Source organism: Leifsonia shinshuensis (assembly GCF_014217625.1).
Classification (GTDB): Bacteria; Actinomycetota; Actinomycetes; order Actinomycetales; family Microbacteriaceae; genus Leifsonia; species Leifsonia shinshuensis_A.
The window spans coordinates 98,733-118,178 of the sequence record NZ_CP043642.1; the positions used below are offsets into that span (position 1 = coordinate 98,733).

A 19,446-nucleotide genomic window follows, 5' to 3' on the forward strand; every position below is an offset into this window, starting at 1 on the left:
GAAACCTGCAACCGTTACAGGGTAGGAACCATGACCAATCACGCCGGGCGGGACAACCACTCCGTCCCCACCCAGACCGTGCAGACCGGTCCGGATGCGCACGCCCACCACGACACGGCCCGACCGGAAGAACCGAAGACGTCCACCCACGCCGGCCACGACGTGGCGGGCCACGACGGTCACGATATGGATGGGCATAGTGGGCACGACATGACTGGGCACGCCGGTCACGGCGACCACGTCGGGCAATTCCGTCGCCTATTCTGGATCATGCTGGTCGTGGCCGTGCCCGTCGTCGTCTTCTCGCAAATGTTCGCGATGATCCTCGGCTACCACCTCCCCGACGCTGCATGGATCGGCTGGATCTCGCCGGTCCTGGGCACGGTCATGTACGTGTGGGGTGGGAGGCCATTCCTCACCGGTGCCGTCGCTGAACTTCGTTCCCGGAAACCCGGGATGATGCTGCTGATCGCTTTGGCCATCACGGTCGCGTTCTTCGCATCGTGGGGCGCGAGCCTCGGGATCCTCGACCACCAGCTCGACTTTTGGTGGGAACTCGCCCTGCTGATCGTGATCATGCTTCTCGGGCACTGGATCGAAATGCGATCTCTCGCCCAAACAACCTCCGCGCTCGACTCCCTGGCCGCGCTCCTACCGGACGAGGCCGAACGGGTCGACGGTGACCAGACCATACCGGTACCACCGTCCGAGTTGCAGGTCGGGGACGTTGTCGTGGTTCGACCCGGCGGCCGCGTCCCGGCCGACGGAAAAATCGTGGACGGTTCGGCGAGCATGGACGAGTCCATGATCACCGGTGAATCGCGCACCGTCCGACGCGGTACAGGTGACACCGTCATCGCCGGGACGGTCGCCACCGACTCCGGCCTGCGGGTAGAGATCACCGCCGTCGGCGATGACACCGCCCTGGCCGGCATTCAACGCCTGGTCACTGAAGCGCAAAACTCATCCTCCCGCGCCCAACGGATTGCCGACACCGCTGCTGGATGGCTCTTCTGGTTCGCTCTCGGCTCCGGCATCATCACAGCGATCGTCTGGACCCTGATCGGACTCCCAGACGACGCCGTCGTGCGCACCATCACCGTTCTGGTGATCGCCTGCCCGCACGCACTCGGCCTCGCGATCCCGCTCGTCGTGTCGATCGCGACCGAGAGAGCGGCTCGTGGCGGCGTGCTGATCAAGGACCGGCTGGCGCTGGAGAGCATGCGGACGGTGAACACCGTCCTGTTCGACAAGACTGGAACGCTCACCAAGGGCGAACCAACCGTGTCCGCGATCGAAGCGACCGACGATCACGGAGAGGACCGTGTGCTCGCCCTGGCTGCCGCCGCAGAGACCGACTCCGAACATCCACTTGCCCGAGCGATCGTGAACGCGGCAAAGGAGCGGCAGCTCACCGTACCGAGAGCCACCGGATTCGAATCGTCCCCGGCGATCGGTGTAGCTGTAACGGTTGACGGTTCTCGAGTCCAGGTCGGCGGTCCGCGCCTTCTGGCGCAGGAGAACGGCTACGAACTCGATGTCGCCTACGACTGGCGCGAAGAGGGAGCGATCATCCTGCACGTACTGGTCGACGGGCAGGTCGTCGGCGCGCTCAAACTCGCCGACGAAGTGCGCGAAGAGTCCAGGCAAGCCGTCGAAGCGCTTCACGCCCAGAACGTGCACGTCGTCATGATCACCGGCGACGCTGACGCTGTCGCAAAATCCGTTGCCACCGAACTCGGAATCGACCGCTACTTCGCTGGTGTGCGCCCGGAAGACAAATCCGCCAAGGTGAAAGAACTCCAGGCCGAAGGACGCAAGGTGGCGATGGTGGGTGATGGTGTCAACGACGCGCCCGCGCTGGCCCAGGCCGACGTCGGGATCGCGATCGGCGCCGGCACTGATGTCGCGATCGCGTCCGCCGGCGTCATTCTCGCCAGCGACGATCCCCGTTCGGTGCTCTCGGTCATCCAGCTGTCCCGAGCCAGTTACCAGAAGATGAAGCAAAACTTGTGGTGGGCGGCCGGCTACAACTTGATCTCGGTCCCGCTCGCGGCGGGCGTTCTGGCTCCCATAGGATTCGTGTTGCCGATGTCGGTCGGTGCGATCTTGATGTCGCTGTCCACGATCGTCGTCGCACTGAACGCGCAGCTGTTGCGTCGCCTGGACTTGCGACCAGAAGTGAGCACCCGTGCCATGCTCGATCGAACCGATCAACCCGCTCAGCCAGAGCTGGCGCGTCAGTCGTAAAACGCACCCGAAGAAAGACAGACGATGGACACCGCTACCGAATCAACGCATGGCTACATCACCGACAAGGACAAGTACCTCAACCGTCTGAAGCGGATCGAGGGCCAGACCCGTGGGGTGTATCGGATGGTCGACGAGGAGCAATATTGCATCGACATCCTCACCCAGATTTCCGCGCTCACCTCGGCGCTGCAATCGGTGGCTCTCGGACTCGTCGACGACCACCTCAAACACTGCGTCACAGACGCGGTCAAGCTAGGCGGCGCGGAAGCGGACGCCAAGATCAAAGAAGCATCGGACGCGATAGCGCGGTTAGTCCGGTCGTAAGCACCCGCGAAGGCGGCCTAGACGAGGGCGGCCGGGAGAAGCTTCAATCCTCATCGACCGGGCAATGATGGGGGAGCGCCGCTCGTGTAAGGCCGCTCCGTGGCTCCCAAGGTCGGGACTCGGCGTACGCGGACCATCAACCAGACCACGAGCACCGCTCCGATCGCGACAAGTGACAGGGCAAAGAGGTACTGCGGCGGGGACCATTCACGAGTTTCCGTCGGTTGATATAGCGCCCGAGTTTGGGTGATGGTTCCAGTGAAGTTCTGGGAAATCGGAAGCCACACCTCGAGCGTCCCGACAGAGGATGAAACGTCCGCGTAGACGAACCACAGTCCTGGGTGTGGAAGTGAGATTCGACCGGTCGCCCGGCCGGACCTGCTCACCGACCCGGCCGCCAGCGGTACCGTAATGGTTTGGCCGGCCCGCCGGGCAACCAGCCAAGCCCGGCCCGGCATTGTCGCCGTGGTGCTGAAGTCGTCCACGGTAACGGTGAGTTCGCCGCTCCCGTCACCCTGAACCGAAAGTGCCGCCGTTCCGAAGGACGGCCCCTGCCCAGGATCATGAGCGCTAGCCGGCACCGGTGTGACCAGTGCAAAACTCAACCCGAGCAGGAGAACGATCGTCGCTGTAACAGCGCGATTCCTGACGCCGACCACAAAGACAGCTACGAGAGCCGCGCCCACCACTGCCATCGTCCACGGCAGAATCGACCCTATCTGCACGCTGCTGAGCCCGATTGCAGAGAGGAGGGATTCAAGGGCGGCCACGATGCTGGCGGCGACCAGCCATCGCAACCGTGGCAGGCTCTGAAGAAGATCAACGGCCGCCAGCCCGAGAAGCGCAAGCGGCAGATCCGGCGCCAACCAGCCCGCCCCGGTGAGCCCGGCGGTCAGCGCCGCGCGCAACAGGATGTACGCGACGATCGCCGTTGTGAGGGCGAATGGGAACCCGGTCATGCGAATGATCACCCACCCAGCGCTCAGCAACGAGAGCAGGGCAACAGGCAGATAGAGCGTCTCGCTGAACTGGGGGACGTCCGTGTCGTACTCCATCACAAGGATCTGAGCTGCAGCCAGCACGACGGCGGATAGCCCGATCTGCAACTGGCGCCACGGTCGATCCGAAACGCTGACCAGCATCGCACCCAAGAGGACCGTCGTTGAAATTACCGACAGCAGGTGCGGAGGCGACCACAAGACTGCGTCGCGACCAAAAGTGCTGTGCCAAAAGGCATCAGCGGGAGCGGCGATTGCTGTGGCAGCAGCGCTTGCCGCGGCGAGGATGAACCCCGGCGCGCGACCAAGGGCATTCAGGGAACGAGTATCGCGAAGTATCCGCATCGCCCAGAGACCCAAAATGACGCCAACTGCGACGATCGATGCGTACAAGAGAAGGTGCGGAGGAATCAGGGCACTATCTCGCCCGAGGGTGGAATGCCACGAGTCGTCCCAATACGCCGACGCGAGCCCCATCCCGGTCGCGCCGACAATCATCCACCCGCTCGGGCGCCCAACACCGGTCGGCAAGGTGGGATCCATAACTGGATGGTATACCCACCCCGGGTATACGGGGAGGTTACCTGGTGGTAGTTACAGCGGACCCTACTCGCGCTGGTGTCTGTTCCTCGGGTCGAAGGGAGCGTGCGACAGCGTCTAGCTAGTGTGCGGTCATTTCTGCTTGGTCCGAATAGTTGGGAGCGGGAGCAAGCCCGAAGAGCTCTTCGAATGTCCGCTTTCCGCTGTCGCGGAGCTGGGACGCCAACGCTGTGCCGACCCACCGAAAGTGCCATGGCTCGTACGCGAACCCCGTGACGGCCGATTTGTTGGGCGGGTATCGCAGGACCCATCCGTATCGGTAGGCGTTGGCAGCAAGCCACACTCCCGTGGGCGACCTTCCGAAACAATCGTCCTCGAGCCCGCAACCGCTTTGCGTGTCGAGAATGTCAACAGCCATCCCCGTCTGATGTTCGCTGTAACCGGGCCGTGCGCTCGTTGTGTCCGCGTTCGCAACTCCGCCATCGGACTTCGTGTAGGAGGCGTACACATCGGTCTGGTATTTGAAGGAGCGGTATCCGCTTTGGGCGACGAGAGTCGCTCCGGTTTCAGCTTTCGCGGCCGCGGCGAGCTGGACGAATGCTGCTGCAGCAGCCCGGCGGAGGGTTTGACCATTTGGGTTGGGGATATCCGGGGGGAGGGTTGTCAGGTCACTGGGTTCGTAGGTGGCAGCGCCGGGGATGGGGCGGAGCTTGTTGACGATGAACCAGGGGCTGCTGGGTTCAGTCAGCGAGTACACCCCCAACTGCACCGGCGTGGGCACGATGCTGGGGACCGGTCGCGTCTCTGGGGGAGAGGTAGTGGTCGCAGGTTCGCTGCGGCCGTGGTCGATAGTGCCGGCCGGAGCGATGATGCCGTAGACAGCTCCAAGGCTCACCATCACTGCCGCGATGAGAATCGCGCCGATAACAATTGACCACGCGAAGGTCAGGCGCTCCCGGTAAGGCCTTCGCGCCAGCGGCCGCAAGTGCGTATAGTCAGCCCACATCGAGCGCAGCAGAGCGAACGTTTCGCGACTAGCCCTTCCGGCTTGCGCGATTCGAGTTTCCAACCCTCGGGCATGTCGAGGCGTCACCGACGCCGACTTCCGGAGACCCGCGCCAGCTGCTCGGCAGCGTGGCTGAGACCGGGCAGCTCGACATGACCGAAGCGACGCTCCAGCGCGACGCGGATCAGGTGATCGGCGAAGAGGGGATTGCGTGGAAGGAGAGGCCCGTGGAGGTAGGTGCCGAAGGTGGCCCACTTGCGCGCGCCTTCTGTGCGGTCTTTGCCGTTGTTCCCTTGGCCGGCCGCAACTGTGCCCAGGGGTTGCGCTTCTGGGCCAAGAGTGGTCGCTCCGGCGTGGTTTTCGTATCCGACGAGCGTTCCAAAATCCGACGTTTCGGCGGAGATGTTGCCGATGCTGCGCTGGGGTGCCGGCTGGGTCTCCATGTCTAGGATCCCGATCCCGGCTAGTCGGGTGCCGTCGGTTACTTGCAAGGAATGGCCGAACAACTGGTATAGCCCGCACACCATCAGTATTGGGGTGCCGTCTTCGGCCATTGCCCGCAAGTCGTAACGGTGTCGAAGAAGGTCCGGTTGGATGGCGACCTGTCCGCGGTCTTGGCCGCCGCCGCCGACGATGAGATCGACGTTTCGGGGGAGCGTTTCGCCGGGATGGAGTTCGTGAACGACGGCTCGGTAGCCTCGCCACTCCAGGCGACGCCGGAGGACAAGCACATTGCCGCGGTCGCCGTAGACGTTCATCTGCGAGGGGTAAAGCGACAGGATTGTGAGCGTGCGCTTCATGCTGCTTCTCCAAGGAATCCGGGACGGAGCGCACGTCTGACCGCGAGCATCGCCGTGTACGTGCAGTAGATGCGCTTGAGAGTCGGCGTTGGAGTCTTGACGAAGAGGTCCAATGCGCGTCGAATATCAGGTTCGCGGATGGCCACCGCTATGTCGTCGTAGTGAAGCCGCAACTCAAGATCGGGCGCGCGTGTTCCGGTCACGAGCTGCACTTTGTCGGATTTAAGCAGGGCGAAGTCGACATCCCAAATCCAGGAGACGTCTCTCCCGTCGGCGTCATGATCATTGAGCGCGATCATCGTCTGAGCGCCGTCGCCCGAGTACGATTCCAACGCTGCCCGGAATGCGCCGGGATTCTTAACCAAGACCAGGTGGATCGTCTGTCCTTTGAACGTGATGAGTTCGCCGCGCCCAAACGCGGGCGCTGCATGGGCTAGCGCTTCGGAAGCGCGGTGTGGATCGAAATCGCTACCTAGAACCGCGCGACTGATCGACAGGGCAGCGACCGCGTTGAGGGAGTTGAACGAACCTCCGAATGAGAGCGTGAATGGAAGCGAAGCGCCGTCAAATGATGCGACAGGAGTTGGCTCAATCCGCTCAAGCGTGGTCTGGTCGAAGATTGCGATGTTTGCCCGTTGATCCGTCTCAAGCAGCTCGTCGTCCCCGGGAAATAGGGGTTGAAGTTCAGGGGATGCGCTGAAGGCTGATACAGCAGCGTCGACACCTTGCAGAAAGCGTTCACTGTGCAGCCGGGGATCCAGATCGTTGACGATGACATCGCGAGTAGTTGCCACAGCGACTTGATGCAGCAGGCTCGTCGTGTGGTCGATCTCGCCATATCGATCCATTTGATCTCGCATCACATTCAAAATGAGCGAGTGTCGTGGCGGCACCATGCTCACAAACGCGGCCGCGTGTCCCTCGTCGAGTTCAAGCACGGCAATGTCTGCATTGAGTCGGCCTGAGAACGAGATTTGCCCCAAAAGCGACGAGAGGATGCCGCGGCTGTAATTGCTGCCGCTCGGGTTCGAGAAGACTTTCAGGTCGTGCGCTCGAAGAACTTCAACGATGAGTTTTGTTGTCGTGGTCTTCCCGTTAGTTCCGGCGACCACCACCACGCCGCGGGGTAGGGAGCCAAGCACGTCCGGGAGGAGCGCAACATCGATTCGTTCGACGATCAGGCCGGGGAGCGCAGATCCGCGGCGGGCGAGTCGCAGCAAAGATCGAACAGTCTTTCCTAGACAAATGGGGAGGAAGTGTTTCATGGTTGGGGCTTTCAATGAGTCGGCGAAGCGTGGCGCGCAGAGGATGGCGCGAGAACATGCCGCACCTGGCGGCTAGTAGGTACATCGGATCGGGACGCGACGGTCCCGGGAAGATGATTCCTAAGTTCGACTCACTGAAAGTTTGACCACTGCGACAGACCAGTCCGGAGGAGCAACTAGCCATTCATTGGGTGCACGCGTCAGAACGTGCCTGAGCTCGATGGGCGCCGTGGCGGCGCTTCGAGCGGCCAATATGTTGGCTAGGGGGAGAGGTGTGTCGCTGTGGCGAGAACGGAGGTACGAATGGTCCTCTGATTCCGCGGAGGAGCTATTGTCACTGTGGCTTTCGGACATGTCATGCACAGCGTCAACCGGGCTTGGCTGCGCCGCCACCACGGCATCCGCAGGGAAGCCGCCGACGGCATGGCGAGGACTTGAATGGACCCACGCCATGGTCACCAGAACTGCGACAAACAACATGGCCAATGCCATCAGAAACGCGCGCGTGCGAGGATGCCCATTAGCATCGTGTACGCGAATCATGTTCATCCCTTACTAGCTCGATCAGGATCATTCTCGCAAACGGTCCTGAACGGTCGCTTCGCCCGCGCTCCGCTGGCGTTGCGGTTGCCGGAGAGGATCTGGAGCGATGCTGAAAAAGTGCGAGCGGGCATTGTGGGAAGAAGTTGAGTGATCCATTTGCCCGGTTTTTCCCAAAGCTCGTGGAACCGTCGCCCGAACTACACCGCTGATCAGGCCGATGCGTTCATCTTGCTGGGCATCGCGGCTTGCAGCTCGGAAAGGGTCCGTCTGTCGGGGATCGGTTGCCGTTAGGGGTACGTGGGTGCAGCCTTGCGTCTGCACCTCATTTCTGATGCCCGCAATGGATCGGAAACCAATCGCGTGGGTGCGGATCGTGCCGTTTGCACTTTCGGCGTACTCTCGCCCGTGCAGGGGGCTGCTGATCGTGAAGGAGAAGCATTATGTCTACCGTTGAACAAATGCTCGACAGCTACCCCGCCGACCTCGGAGACATCGACCGGCAAAAGCTCGTGGCGTGCATCGAAGCGTGCATCGAGTGCGCGCAAACCTGTACCGCCTGCGCCGACGCCTGTCTCAGCGAAGAGATGGTCGCAGACCTGGTCAAGTGCGTACGCACCGACCTCGACTGCGCCGACAACTGCGCCTCCACCGCCAACGTGCTCTCCCGACACACCGGCTACGACGCAAACGTCACCCGAGCGGCACTCGAATCGTGCCGAGCGGCCTGTGGTGCGTGCGCAGACGAATGTGACAAGCACGCCAGCATGCACGAACACTGCCGCATTTGCGCCGAAGTTTGCCGGCGCTGCGAACGGGCCTGCGCCGACCTCATCGCCAGCCTCTAGCCGGCATGCGGGTTCGAGCGGTCGCGGCCGTCATGGCCGTGATCGCCTGAGTGGTTGTGCTCGAAGCGGGCCAGAATGTGCTCCCTCGTCAGCGCCGGACCCACGTGGCCGTGCCCGCGGGCATGTTCTCGAGCGTTCTCCACAAAGTCGTCGTCGGTGTCACCCACAATGACCTCGCCACACGCCTTACACGTCAGATTGCGCGCCATAAGTTCTCCTCCATCGACGTCCCGGCCAGGTTCTCACGCGACGCTGTGACCTCGGTCCCGACAACCTATGCAATAATCTGCGTATGGATGCAGATAACGCGATATGTGGGCGCTTGCCCGACAGTCAGTACGTCGAGTTGGCCGTGGAAGTGTTCGGCATGCTCGCCGATGCCACCCGGGTGCGGATCATTCTTGCCCTCCGCGACCAGGAACTCTCGGTCAACCATCTCGCCGACATCCTGGACAAGACACCCGCTTCAGTCTCCCAACACCTGGCCAAACTCCGCCTCGCCCGGATTGTTTCCACCCGGCAGGAAGGCACCCGTGTCTTCTACCAGCTGGCGAACGAGCACGCACGACAGCTGGTTACGGACGCCATCTTCCAAGCCGAACACGCCCTCGGCGGCAGCCCCCGGCACCACCACAACCAGACCGAACCCGATGAGGCGACAGCGTGACCACTCCGCACCCCCACCACGGAGCCATCGGCGAGCACAACCAGGACGATGGCCGCCACCACGGAGCCATCGGCGAGCACGAGCATGATCACGCGCACGGCGAGCACGGACATGGGCACGACCACGACCACGACCACGACCATGGTCACCCCACCGGGTTCAAGGGGTTCCTCTACAACCTGTTCGTACCGCACTCGCACGACGCCGCTGACTCCATCGACGACGCTCTCGAGGCCAGCCGCGAAGGGGTTCGGGCGCTGAAGATCAGCCTGTTCCTGCTTCTGGGAACAACGATCCTGCAGTTCGTCGTCGTGCTTCTCAGTGGTTCGGTGGCTCTGCTGGCGGACACGGCCCATAATTTCTCGGACGCGCTGACCGCTGTCCCGCTGTGGATCGCATTCATCCTCGGCCGTCGCGTCGCCACCCGCCGCTACACCTACGGATTCGGTCGGGCAGAAGACCTCGCGGGCCTCTTCATAATCGCCGTCGTCGCCCTCTCGGCGATCGTCGCCGCCTGGCAATCGATCGAACGCTTCATTAGCCCGCAGCCGCTGCACAACCTGTGGTGGGTCGTTGCTGCCGGTTTCATCGGCTTCGCCGGCAACGAGGCGGTCGCTATCTACCGGATCCGCGTAGGGCAGAAGATCGGCTCCGCCGCGCTCGTCGCCGACGGTGTGCACGCCCGGATGGATGGTTTCACCTCGCTCGCCGTCGTCCTGGGTGCCTTCGGAGCAATGCTCGGCTTCCCGATCGCCGACCCGATTGTCGGCCTGCTAATCTCCATCGCGATCGTCATCCTCCTGTGGGGCACCGTGCGCAGCATCGGCCGCCGGCTGATGGACGGCATCGAACCAGAACTCGTCCACAAGGTCGAACACGTCCTCGCCGACACCCCCGGCGTGCGCGGCGTCAACCAGGTACAGCTGCGGTGGGTCGGTCACCGTTTGCAGGGCGCGGCCGAGATCCAGGTCGAAAATGACACCCTGGCTGCAGCTGACACCATCCGACTGGATGCTCTCGCGCACCTGCGCAGCACCGTAGGAAACGTCGACGACTTCCACATCAGCCCGGTGCCCGCTCGCTCGACCTGATGCCCGCACTTACCGCTGATCTATGTCATACAACCGCCGGGGCCGAGTGTTCGATGAGTAGGCTCGGTCTGCGGCTGGAGCTGTGGACCAAATGGCGGTCTGCCCCGCCGTTCACCCAGGCGTCTATGTCCGCTTGCTCGCTGTTCTTTAGGCGTATCGGGATGTCACCCGCGACTGTATAGTCAGTCTGTGCTGACTATTGCTTCTCGTCTTAACGTGATGAACCGGCTGGGTCGTGCGATGGCGGATCCGACCCGTTCCCGGATCTTGATGACCTTGCTAGAAGGTCCAAGTTATCCGGTGGTGTTGTCGCGGGAATTGGAGTTGACGCGTTCGAATGTGTCGAACCATCTGACGTGTCTGCGAGATTGCGGGATCGTCGTGGCGGAACCGGAAGGCCGGCAGACCCGCTACGAGATCGCCGACCCGCACCTGGCCGCCGCACTGACCGCGCTCGTCGATGTGACGCTCGCTGTGGACGAGGACGCGCCATGCTTGGATGCGGGCTGCACAGTCCGCGGGTGCTGCGAGCAGGTGACCGAGTGAGTGCTGTAGACACCCACGCCGGTGTGCACATCGAGGACGAGCGCGAGGAGGACTCGCCGTGGTGGCGGGATCGCGAGGTTCTGCTACCGATTGCCTCGGGGGTGTTCTTCCTCACCGGGCTCGGCTTGGAATGGGGTGGCGCGCATGTCCTCGCCCTAGTTTTGTTCTGGATCGGTCTGTTGCTGGGCGCGTTCACCTTCGCGCCGGGCGCGATTCGGAAGCTCTTCCGCGGCAGAATCGGTATTGGCCTGCTGATGACAATCAGCGCGACCGGTGCCGTCATCCTGGGTTACGTGGAGGAGGCGGCCGCGCTGGCCTTCCTCTACTCCATCGCGGAAGCCTTAGAAGACAAGGCGATGGACCGGGCGCGCAACGGCCTCCGCGCGCTGCTTTCACTCGTGCCGCAAACCGCCCGCATCCTCGATCGCGGCGCAACGCCTGAGGTCCCGGCAAAGGACCTCACGGTCGGACAGTTGATGATCGTCCGCCCAGGCGAGCGGGTCGCAACCGACGGTGTTGTGCGCACCGGAAGCAGCAGCTTGGACACATCGGCGGTCACCGGCGAATCAATCCCGGTCGACGTGAGGCCCGGCGAGGCGGTGGCCGCTGGTGTGATCAATCTCTCTGGTGCGCTCGAGGTGGAAACGACGGCGGCTGGTGCGGACAACTCGCTGACCACGATCGTGAAGCTGGTCGAGCAGGCGCAGGCCGAAAAGGGCCAGCGGGCACGGTTGGCTGATCGGATCGCGAGGCCGCTGGTTCCCGGCGTGCTGATCCTCGCCGCGCTCGTCGCAGTGATCGGTTCACTACTCTCCGGTGACCCCGCATTCTGGATCAGTCGGGCACTCGTTGTGCTGGTCGCCGCGTCTCCGTGTGCGCTGGCGATCGCGGTGCCAGTGACCGTCGTCTCCGCGATCGGCGCAGCAAGCAAGTTCGGTGTCGTGATCAAATCCGGTGCCGTGTTCGAACGGCTCGGCTCCATCCGGCACATCGCTTTCGACAAGACCGGCACCCTCACCCGCAACCAGCCCACCGTCACCGCAGTGCTCACGGCAGACGGCAGCACGAAAGACGAGGTACTGAACCTGGCGGCCGCGCTAGAGCAACTGAGCACACACCCACTCGCAATTGCGGTCACCACGGCTGCCCCAAACGCGGCCACCGCGTCCGACATCAGCGAGATAGCTGGCCACGGCATCCGTGGCACCGTCGACGGGCAGGTCATCACGGTCGGCAGCCCCCGCTGGCTCAACCCCGGCATCCTCGCAGCCGAAGTCGAAGCCTTGGAGGGGCGGGGGATGACCGTCATCATCGTCCACCGGGACGACACCGCCGCTGGCGCCATCGGTATCCGCGACGAGTTCCGCCCCGAAGTACCAGAAGTGATCGCAGCCCTGCGCCACGACGGGGTAGAGACCACGATGCTCACCGGTGACAACAAGCGCACCGCCACCGCCCTCGCACGAACCGCGCAGATCAGCGACGTCCGCGCGGAGCTCCGCCCGGAAGACAAAGCCGCCAACATCCACGCGCTGGCCAAGGTGCGACCCACCGCGATGATCGGCGACGGCATCAACGATGCCCCAGCCCTCGCTGCCGCGGACGTCGGAATCGCAATGGGTGCCACCGGCTCCGATGCCGCAATCGAATCCGCCGACGTCGCCTTCACCGGACACGACCTGCGCCTGATCCCACAAGCGCTCACCCACGCCCGCCGCGGTCGGCGGATCGTGAATCAAAACATCGTCCTCTCCCTCGCCATCATCACCGTGCTTCTCCCGTTAGCAATCACTGGCATCCTCGGCCTGGCAGCCGTTGTATTGGTCCACGAACTCGCGGAAGTCATCGTCATCCTCAATGGCCTCCGCGCCGCCCAGGCGAAGCGACGCCCGCTCGGCGACGTCGACTCACCCCGGCAGACCGTGAGCGTGCCATAACCGGACCCCACAAAGAGGCTCCATCTGGCATAGGGGTGGGGGCAGCTTGGAGAAGCGGTGTTGTGTAAGCCGCCATGCCGAAAGGCACGATCCGGTTCGACGCCTCAACCAGGTACGTAAGTCGACGGGGAAGCCAGATGGTATCCACGTTCGCGTTGTGCCCGCTCGAATGAGTTTCGTGGGCTTAGTCCGACAGAGCTTCCTCATTGAGGTTCACGGCTCGCGATTCACCCATCGCTGCCACACAACAGCATTAAGACCTCAGGTCTTACTGGCAGGAGCGGGTGTCACTGAGGAGGGAGTTGTGCCGCTGTCGGCGGCTGGGCTGAAGCCAGGTTCGGCTTGTCCTATCGCACCCGGCCGAAGTCCGCTCATGGCGGAACCTCTTTTCGAAGGATCGACTCAGAGCATGTAGTGGAGGTCGGAGCCAATCGAGGGGTAATTTGCGGAGAATGACGTTAGCTGTCGGGTGGTTAGCCCGAGTTTTATCGCGAGACCGAAGAGGTTGACCAACTCCGCATATCCGGGACCGAGCAAGTGGGCGCCGAGGATCTGGTCGGTGTCCTTGTCGATCAGTAGTTTCGTTGCGGCGGTCGACTCACCGACCCGGAAGTTGGAGTACCACCGGCTCGTGTCGTTGTATCGGACCGTGACGTTGTACCCGTTTTCGTGCGCATCGCTTTCGAGCATGCCCACCCGGGTCAGCTCCGGAACCGTGAATACGGTCGTGGGGACACCTGCGTAGTCAGGAACGGTCTTTGCGTTCTTAAGTAGGTTGGAGGCGGCGACCTTGCCCTCAATCACAGCAACCGGCGTGAGCGGCTTGCCCACTGTGTCCGCGACGTCGCCGGCCGCATATACGTCGGGGTTACTGATGCTCTGGAGATGCTCGAAAACGCTGACACCCCGCATGCTCGATGCGATGTTGCCGGCCTCGAGATTTAGCCCATCGAGGTTAGGCACACGGCCAGCACCGTGAACCACGAGATCCGCCCGGATCGTGGATGTTACGCCTCCTCTCTCGACCGCTACTTCAAGTTCGGCCGGCGCGCGGGTGACCGCGGTGACCGTGCTGGCCTGGTGCACTCGGATTCCGGCTTGTTGGGTCCTTCTAACAAGGAGCTCGACGAGGTCGGGATCGAACTCTCGAAGTGGCCGGTCGCCGTGTTGGACGATCACGCATTCCGCACCGGCGCGAGCAGCAATGTGTGCGAACTCGAACGAGATGAACCCGCCGCCAACGAAGACAATTCGCTACGGCAGCGCGTCCAGGTTGAGGAAGTCTGTGCTGTCGGTGACGTATTCGCGCCCAGGAAAGCCCAAGGATCGCGGCCGGGCTCCAGCTGCGATGAGGAATCGTTTAGCACGGTGCTCCGTGCCGTCGATATCAAGCTGATTCGGGCTGACAAATTGGGCGTGGCCGTGGAACGTTGCTATTCCGTTATCGGCGAGCCTCTTTTCCGCGCCCTCGGGTACACGGTCGGTGTAGGCGCGTTTGTGGCGAATCAGATCAGCCCAATCGGTCGACAACCCGGTGGCGGAAAGGCCCTTGCCTTGCATCAAATAGGCCGCGTCCACAATTTCCGCACCCCGCCGGAGGATCTTCTTCGGGTCACACCCGCGTAAGGCACACGTACCGCCATAAGGAAGCGCATCAACAATTCCGACTCGCCAACCTTGGGCGGCGCATTTGTTCGCCGCTGTCGTGCCAGCATCCCCCGTGCCGATTACGAATAGGTCGAAATCCTCGCTCATGATGTCCTTTCTGTCCGGCGTCCGAATGGCGCTTCTCTTTCCTCCGAGGGAGGAGCGTGGCTCACATTGTTGATAGGGCTGCACGCAGTTGAGCAAGCGTCGGCGAACCGGCCGTCCCATCAGGAGTGGAATAGATCCGGCACGCAAAACCGACCGAAGCAGATGGGTCGGGAAAGGCATCCATCCCGTTCACGAGGATGCTTGGCGAACCGAAGAAGCCGATCTCCTCCGCATCCTCGAGTGTTTCCACCAAGTGGAGGTTTACAGTCACGTCGGGACGTTCCGATGCGATCACTGCAAGCCGCTCCGCGGTGGCCATCCAATTCGGGCACCCATCGAAGTACTGCAAAGTGATCTCCATACCCCCGACCGTAAACCTTGCATCTCAGTACAAGGTCAAGTGATTGAATGAGTCGTATGCGAATCGGAGACCTCGCCATTAACGCCGATGTGAACGCGCAAACCATCAGGTTCTATGAACGTCGAGGGCTGCTGCCCCCAACCGTGCGCGCGGCAAACGGCTATCGGCAGTACGACGGGGCGGCCGTCTCCCGGCTCAGGTTCATCCGATCCGCCCAAGCCGCGGGTCTGACGCTTACCGAAATCGCCAGCATCATTGCGCTCCGACAGGACGGTCAAGTCCCATGCGCTCATGTCTCGGCACTCCTGGCCGACAAACTCGAAGGCGTCCGCAGCCAGCAACGAGAACTCGAGCGTCTCGAAGCGGAACTCATTCAGCTCATTAATATCAGCCGAGACTCCGATCCGGCCGATTGCTCAGCAGCGGCGGTGTGCCAGATCATCCCGAGCGATACGTAGCCTGTGAATGCGGGGAGATTGTCAAGCTTGCTGATGTGATCCCTCACCAATTTGCGGCGTTGATCCCGCCGTGATTGTGGTGGAAATGCGGGAAGTCCGGTAATGCGCCACGGCAAACCCGCAACGACGCACTGCTTCAAACGCTTGCAATGACGCTTCACTCGTAGCCGATGTCCTTACACGTCAGCCACCTGCGTCTCATCTCGTGGAAGCCTGCGTTAGATGCAGGAAACCAGCAGTTCAGCAGCATCGCGGCGCACGAAACTCAAGGCAGTCGATCATACGAGCACCGCGGGAACCCGGCTTGACCGGCAGAAACGCCCTCCCGACCACGGCACGGGAGGTTCTGCATCTAATGCAATTCCCGTGAGTCGAAGCGCTGATAATATTTATTATGTCACTAATGCATTAGTTGACTATTAAAATCATGGTGTGATGATGGAGAAAGTGCGCTACTGTCATCCGCATGACAGACCGCACAGAAGTCGACGTGGTGCGAATCAAGCTCGGCCCAGACAAGCCGGCCCCGCAACCAGACGCCCTCGGACGAAGCCGCATCGGTTACGCTCCGAACCTCACCACGCTCGAACTCTGGGAGCGCGGCCGCGGCGTGTGGCGCGCGCGCCTGGAGAAGGTCGCCGATGCGCAGTTGCTGCTCATTGCTTCCGGCGGGATCGTGGTGATGGCCGGTGGAATCACGGGAGTCACCTTCCACGACGGCCGCGTCGCCATCAGCGGTTTTCCCGACCCGACGCATCCTCTGATCGGTCAGCGGGATCCGCTGGACAACAGCTCCGCCAACCCCGTCGCTTACGGCACGCTCGAAACGACACCCGCGCGGAACGTCACGCAGCGCCCCCTTACTGACGTCCTCGACGACGCCGTCCGGGTGCTCACCGAGGCGGCCCGCCACCGCCGCCCGCGCCTCCACCAGACGCCGGCGGGCAGGCTGGAACCTCACCCGACAGATACCGACCCCGCCGATTGGGCCGAGTTCGTCAGCCTCGCCCTGGCAGGCGCCGCAGCGAACCTCGGCGGCATCGAACGCGCGCTGGCGGGCCGCCCAGGATCCTGGGAAGCCGCGAAAGTCGAGGACCTCCTGTACTCCACCATCGGGACCGAGGCATCCGATCTGTGGCGGTACCGCACCGAGCCGGTGCGAGTGATTCTCGACGTCGACCAGATCGTCTCCACCCGAACCGACGCCTGGTCCCAGTACGACGACGCGGAGCAGACGATCGACGCCCGCGTGGAGCAGGCGGAGAAAGCCGACCCGGGGCCCGACCAGGCTGCTTACGGCTGGGTATACGAGGTGACCGGACCCGACCAGCTCACCCCGGTCGACGCGGCAGCACCGCCGTGGTCCTGGGAGACCTGGCGCTCATACCAATCCGCGGAATGGGCCGAGTGGACGGAGCGGATCGAACACGACGTCAAGACCGGTGACACCTCCTGGCGCTCCCTCTTCATCCCCTCCTCCCCCGAAGCTGGAGCCGAGTACAACCGCCTCGCCGATGAGCGTGAAGAGCGGCTGGATCGCATCCGCCAGCAGCTTGAACAGCTTGACGCTCAAAGGCAGCGCGAATGGAGCACCTACGGCGCAGCGTTGGCCCGCGCGATCGAGGACGCCGCGCAGACCGTTCCCGACCTGCGAGTCCCCGTCGAAGTGACATTCGGCACGAATCCGGGCTCACGCACCCACGACGATGACGAGGGCGACCCGCTGGCCCAGCAGTTGCTCGATGCGGCTATCGCAGCAACGCCCTCACCGGCCGACCTTCCTGGCACCCCGCTCGAACGACTGACCAAGGAGGGCCGGTAAATGTCCGACATCACAACGTTCCCAGCAGCCGTGCTCGTCCGGGATCGCGTCGGCCGTCGACAGGTGAACCGAACCACGGTCGAGGCTTACCTGCGAGCGGCCCAGAAGCACCGCGAGAAGAAGGCGCGGAAGACGAAATCACCGGCCCGAAGAGTCTCGGGGTGGGATCGCGCGCTGATCCTCCCGTACATCGTCATATCGACCTGGATGGCAAGCAGGATGGGAACGGTCTACCTCCTGCGATCCGGCAAGGTCACCGTGCGGCTGAATCACGGACTCCAGATCGGGGCGATCGTCTGGACGATGGTCTTACCCCTCATGGCGCCGGGGGCCGCGATCCTCGTGGTGTTCTGCTTTGCACCAGTGATGCTCGTCGCGTTCGCCTTCCTGGCGTACCTGGCTGTACTGGCCCTGCTGCTCATCGGGCAGGTTCTTTCGACTGTGGCTTATCGGATGTGGATGCGTCCGCTGCGCCCGAAGAAGGCCTGGGCAAGCTTCCAGGGCGAGCGACCGACGTGGATCGTCAGCGACCTCGCAAGCGTGCACGAAGGCTCGCCTATCGATCTCGTCGCGGAGATCATCGCCACCATCAACGGTGTGGTCCCCCACGGTGCCAAGGTCGGCGCGAAAGCACGAGACAAGGGATACCTACGCGCTTACTCGCGCTACCTCACCCCCGTCGGCAAGAACAATCTCGCCCTGACAGGGACAGTGCCCCTCCAACTGCGCACCGCAGCGGAGCCGCTGGTAACCCATCCCCCCGTATCATCCACATCGTCAGAGTTGGAGCGCAGAAAGTGACGAACGTCATGTCGCGTGAGGATCGCGCAACCGGTCGAATCGGCCGCACCTATCGACACGAGCGCACCCAGCTGCCGCCCGTGACCGGCTACGAGCAAGGGACGCTGTTCAGCGACGACCTGGGCCAGCTGTGGGTCTCCTCCCCCGGTCCCCGGTGGATCAAGGCGAACATTGTGACCACAGACGAATATCGGCGACTCCACCGACGCTCGCGATGGCTTCTCGCCGGTCTAGCGCTGCTCCTCCCGACGCTGGTCACCGCGCTGATCTTGTCGACCATCTGGCATCCGGTGGCGTGGTCCGGGATCTTCATCGTCCCGGCATTCGTGCTGGTCCTGATCAACCTGCCGCGGACGAACAAGCAGCTCCTCGGCTGCATCGTGCAGCCCGATTTCGATGCGGACTTCCTCTGATGGATGCAAGGATCTGGCGTCCGGGGCAGGCTGGCCGGCCAGCCACAGTCATGCACTCCCGCGAGGTGTGCGAACGACCGAATTACAAGAACCGCCGGCGGCGCTCGAACTGGGGGCTTTTGCCCAGGCCAGGTGCTGTTAATCCCGGCCAGGTGTTGTTAATCTCAGCGATGTCCACGCATCACGAGGAGGCACCGCATGGCAGGCAGACGCCGCAAGGCTTCACCCCCCGAAACGCAGCTCGAGTTCGACCTGTGGGGGCTGGGAGATCAGGCGGCGGACGCCCGCATCGACGAGGCGCGAACGGCCGAGCCGTCCCCGGCCGAGAAGGCCCTCTCGTCGGGACAGCTCAGCTTCGAGGACTTCTGGAACACGCAAGGAGAGACGCATGAACCTGTACGGCAGGCAGGCGATGGAGAGGTGGGCGAGACTCGCCCCGACGTCGCTGGCGACGATGGATCGACCGCAGGAGTTCTTCGAGGACCTCGGGGAGGAGATCGGGGTGCGCGTGGCGCAGCTGATCCCCGACCTGGCGGGGCCGGACAGCCCGAGCGAGACGGTGCTGGAGAAGACGGGCCGATTGAACGCGGCGAAGGCGCAGGCCGAGGAGATCGCATTCTCGGAGCTGGTCACGCCCAGCCCGGAGCCGACGAGCGAGGACGCGTACCAGGAGTGGCGGGCGACCAACGGCCTGTCTTTGGACTGGCTCGCGGACTGGGCGGAGACGTCGCAGAGCAGGGACTCAGCGGCGATGCCGATCGAGGAACTGGCGAGCCAGCACGGTCTGCCGGAGGAGTTCCTGAGGGAGCTGCAGCAGCAGGAGAACCCGTACCGGTCCCTGCTGCAGAACGAGCAGCTGCTGGAAGCACGCCTGAGGGCCCGATTCGCGACGCGGCCGACGGAGGACTGAGCCGGTTCATCCCGACCTCGCAGGAGGACCTCGCGCGACGAGGGACGTCTCGCCACTCCCGAGGAGAAGCAGACGCTGGCACGGTTCTCGTCGTGGGGCGCCATCCCGGAG

At 63.2% G+C, this 19,446-nt stretch carries 19 protein-coding genes and 1 pseudogene; 12 read left to right on the forward strand and 8 right to left on the reverse strand.

Translation table 11 applies throughout. The annotated features are described in order from the left end of the window. Positions 1-30: 30 nt before the first annotated feature. Positions 31-2,250 (forward strand): heavy metal translocating P-type ATPase, encoded by a 2,220-nt coding sequence (locus F1C12_RS22145; RefSeq protein WP_115697588.1) that lies wholly within the window; start codon positions 31-33, stop codon positions 2,248-2,250. 24 nt (positions 2,251-2,274) lie between these two features. Beyond that, positions 2,275-2,577 carry a metal-sensitive transcriptional regulator gene (locus tag F1C12_RS22150; protein ID WP_115697587.1) on the forward strand — a complete coding sequence of 101 codons (303 nt, stop codon included), beginning with the start codon at positions 2,275-2,277 and terminating at the stop codon, positions 2,575-2,577. A gap of 50 nt (positions 2,578-2,627) precedes the next feature. Here F1C12_RS22150 and F1C12_RS22155 read toward each other — a convergent pair whose 3' ends face one another. The 4 genes from F1C12_RS22155 to F1C12_RS22170 form a co-directional block, all read right to left on the reverse strand. After that, entirely contained in the window at positions 2,628-4,118 is a 1,491-nt protein-coding gene (locus tag F1C12_RS22155; RefSeq protein ID WP_185279132.1) for a hypothetical protein, read from the reverse strand. 118 nt (positions 4,119-4,236) lie between these two features. Beyond that, complete coding sequence (locus F1C12_RS22160) at positions 4,237-5,121, reverse strand: M15 family metallopeptidase (protein WP_115697585.1); 885 nt, start codon at positions 5,119-5,121, stop codon at positions 4,237-4,239. An 83-nt stretch (positions 5,122-5,204) separates the two neighbouring features. Beyond that, the gene (locus tag F1C12_RS22165) at positions 5,205-5,921 is read right to left on the reverse strand and encodes a type 1 glutamine amidotransferase (protein WP_185279133.1); all 717 of its coding nucleotides are present in this window, start codon (positions 5,919-5,921) and stop codon (positions 5,205-5,207) included. After that, a complete protein-coding gene (locus tag F1C12_RS22170) occupies positions 5,918-7,186 on the reverse strand; it encodes a Mur ligase family protein (protein ID WP_185279134.1) in 1,269 nt (422 codons plus the stop codon). The genes F1C12_RS22165 and F1C12_RS22170 overlap by 4 nt, the downstream gene beginning before the upstream one ends. A 983-nt stretch (positions 7,187-8,169) precedes the next feature. Here F1C12_RS22170 and F1C12_RS22175 point away from each other — a divergent pair. Next, entirely contained in the window at positions 8,170-8,574 is a 405-nt protein-coding gene (locus tag F1C12_RS22175) for a four-helix bundle copper-binding protein (protein WP_185279135.1), read from the forward strand. Here the strand turns inward: F1C12_RS22175 and F1C12_RS22180 are convergent. After that, positions 8,571-8,783 carry a hypothetical protein gene (locus F1C12_RS22180; protein WP_185279136.1) on the reverse strand — a complete coding sequence of 71 codons (213 nt, stop codon included), beginning with the start codon at positions 8,781-8,783 and terminating at the stop codon, positions 8,571-8,573. The genes F1C12_RS22175 and F1C12_RS22180 overlap by 4 nt on opposite strands. Before the next feature lie 83 nt (positions 8,784-8,866). Here F1C12_RS22180 and F1C12_RS22185 point away from each other — a divergent pair, with 83 nt between their 5' ends. The 4 genes from F1C12_RS22185 to F1C12_RS22200 all read left to right on the forward strand — a co-directional run bounded on the left by F1C12_RS22185 (position 8,867) and on the right by F1C12_RS22200 (position 12,815). Continuing rightward, complete coding sequence (locus tag F1C12_RS22185) at positions 8,867-9,241, forward strand: ArsR/SmtB family transcription factor (protein ID WP_115697580.1); 375 nt, start codon at positions 8,867-8,869, stop codon at positions 9,239-9,241. A 68-nt stretch (positions 9,242-9,309) separates the two neighbouring features. Next, positions 9,310-10,332 carry a cation diffusion facilitator family transporter gene (locus F1C12_RS22190; RefSeq protein WP_185279201.1) on the forward strand — a complete coding sequence of 341 codons (1,023 nt, stop codon included), beginning with the start codon at positions 9,310-9,312 and terminating at the stop codon, positions 10,330-10,332. 189 nt (positions 10,333-10,521) lie between these two features. After that, positions 10,522-10,878, forward strand: coding sequence for a Cd(II)/Pb(II)-sensing metalloregulatory transcriptional regulator CmtR (gene cmtR / locus F1C12_RS22195; protein ID WP_185279137.1), 357 nt, complete (start codon positions 10,522-10,524; stop codon positions 10,876-10,878). After that, positions 10,824-12,815, forward strand: coding sequence for a heavy metal translocating P-type ATPase (locus F1C12_RS22200; RefSeq protein WP_115697578.1), 1,992 nt, complete (start codon positions 10,824-10,826; stop codon positions 12,813-12,815). The genes cmtR and F1C12_RS22200 overlap by 55 nt, the downstream gene beginning before the upstream one ends. 402 nt (positions 12,816-13,217) lie before the next feature. Here the strand turns inward: F1C12_RS22200 and F1C12_RS22865 are convergent, their stop codons facing one another. From F1C12_RS22865 to F1C12_RS22210, 3 genes and pseudogenes are all read right to left on the reverse strand, one after another. Beyond that, positions 13,218-13,505, reverse strand: coding sequence for an NAD(P)/FAD-dependent oxidoreductase (locus F1C12_RS22865; protein ID WP_374939583.1), 288 nt, complete (start codon positions 13,503-13,505; stop codon positions 13,218-13,220). A 165-nt stretch (positions 13,506-13,670) separates the two neighbouring features. Then, positions 13,671-14,750 (reverse strand): annotated as a pseudogene (locus F1C12_RS22870) (dihydrolipoyl dehydrogenase family protein); the annotation flags it as partial. Further along, positions 14,632-14,931, reverse strand: a complete 300-nt coding sequence (locus F1C12_RS22210) for a thioredoxin family protein (protein ID WP_185279138.1) — start codon at positions 14,929-14,931, stop codon at positions 14,632-14,634. The pseudogene F1C12_RS22870 and the gene F1C12_RS22210, both read right to left, overlap by 119 nt. Before the next feature lie 56 nt (positions 14,932-14,987). On the opposite strand from F1C12_RS22210, the gene F1C12_RS22215 reads away from it, so the two are divergent. The 5 genes from F1C12_RS22215 to F1C12_RS22235 all read left to right on the forward strand — a co-directional run bounded on the left by F1C12_RS22215 (position 14,988) and on the right by F1C12_RS22235 (position 19,335). Continuing rightward, complete coding sequence (locus tag F1C12_RS22215; RefSeq protein ID WP_185279139.1) at positions 14,988-15,389, forward strand: heavy metal-responsive transcriptional regulator; 402 nt, start codon at positions 14,988-14,990, stop codon at positions 15,387-15,389. A gap of 466 nt (positions 15,390-15,855) precedes the next feature. Next, entirely contained in the window at positions 15,856-17,211 is a 1,356-nt protein-coding gene (locus F1C12_RS22220) for a hypothetical protein (protein WP_185279140.1), read from the forward strand. Then, entirely contained in the window at positions 17,212-18,012 is an 801-nt protein-coding gene (locus F1C12_RS22225) for a hypothetical protein (RefSeq protein WP_185279141.1), read from the forward strand. It begins immediately after the preceding gene. An 8-nt stretch (positions 18,013-18,020) separates the two neighbouring features. Then, positions 18,021-18,425: a hypothetical protein gene (locus tag F1C12_RS22230; protein WP_185279142.1), complete on the forward strand. Its 405-nt coding sequence runs from the start codon at positions 18,021-18,023 to the stop codon at positions 18,423-18,425. A gap of 388 nt (positions 18,426-18,813) precedes the next feature. Continuing rightward, positions 18,814-19,335 (forward strand): hypothetical protein, encoded by a 522-nt coding sequence (locus F1C12_RS22235; protein ID WP_185279143.1) that lies wholly within the window; start codon positions 18,814-18,816, stop codon positions 19,333-19,335. Positions 19,336-19,446: the final 111 nt, after the last annotated feature.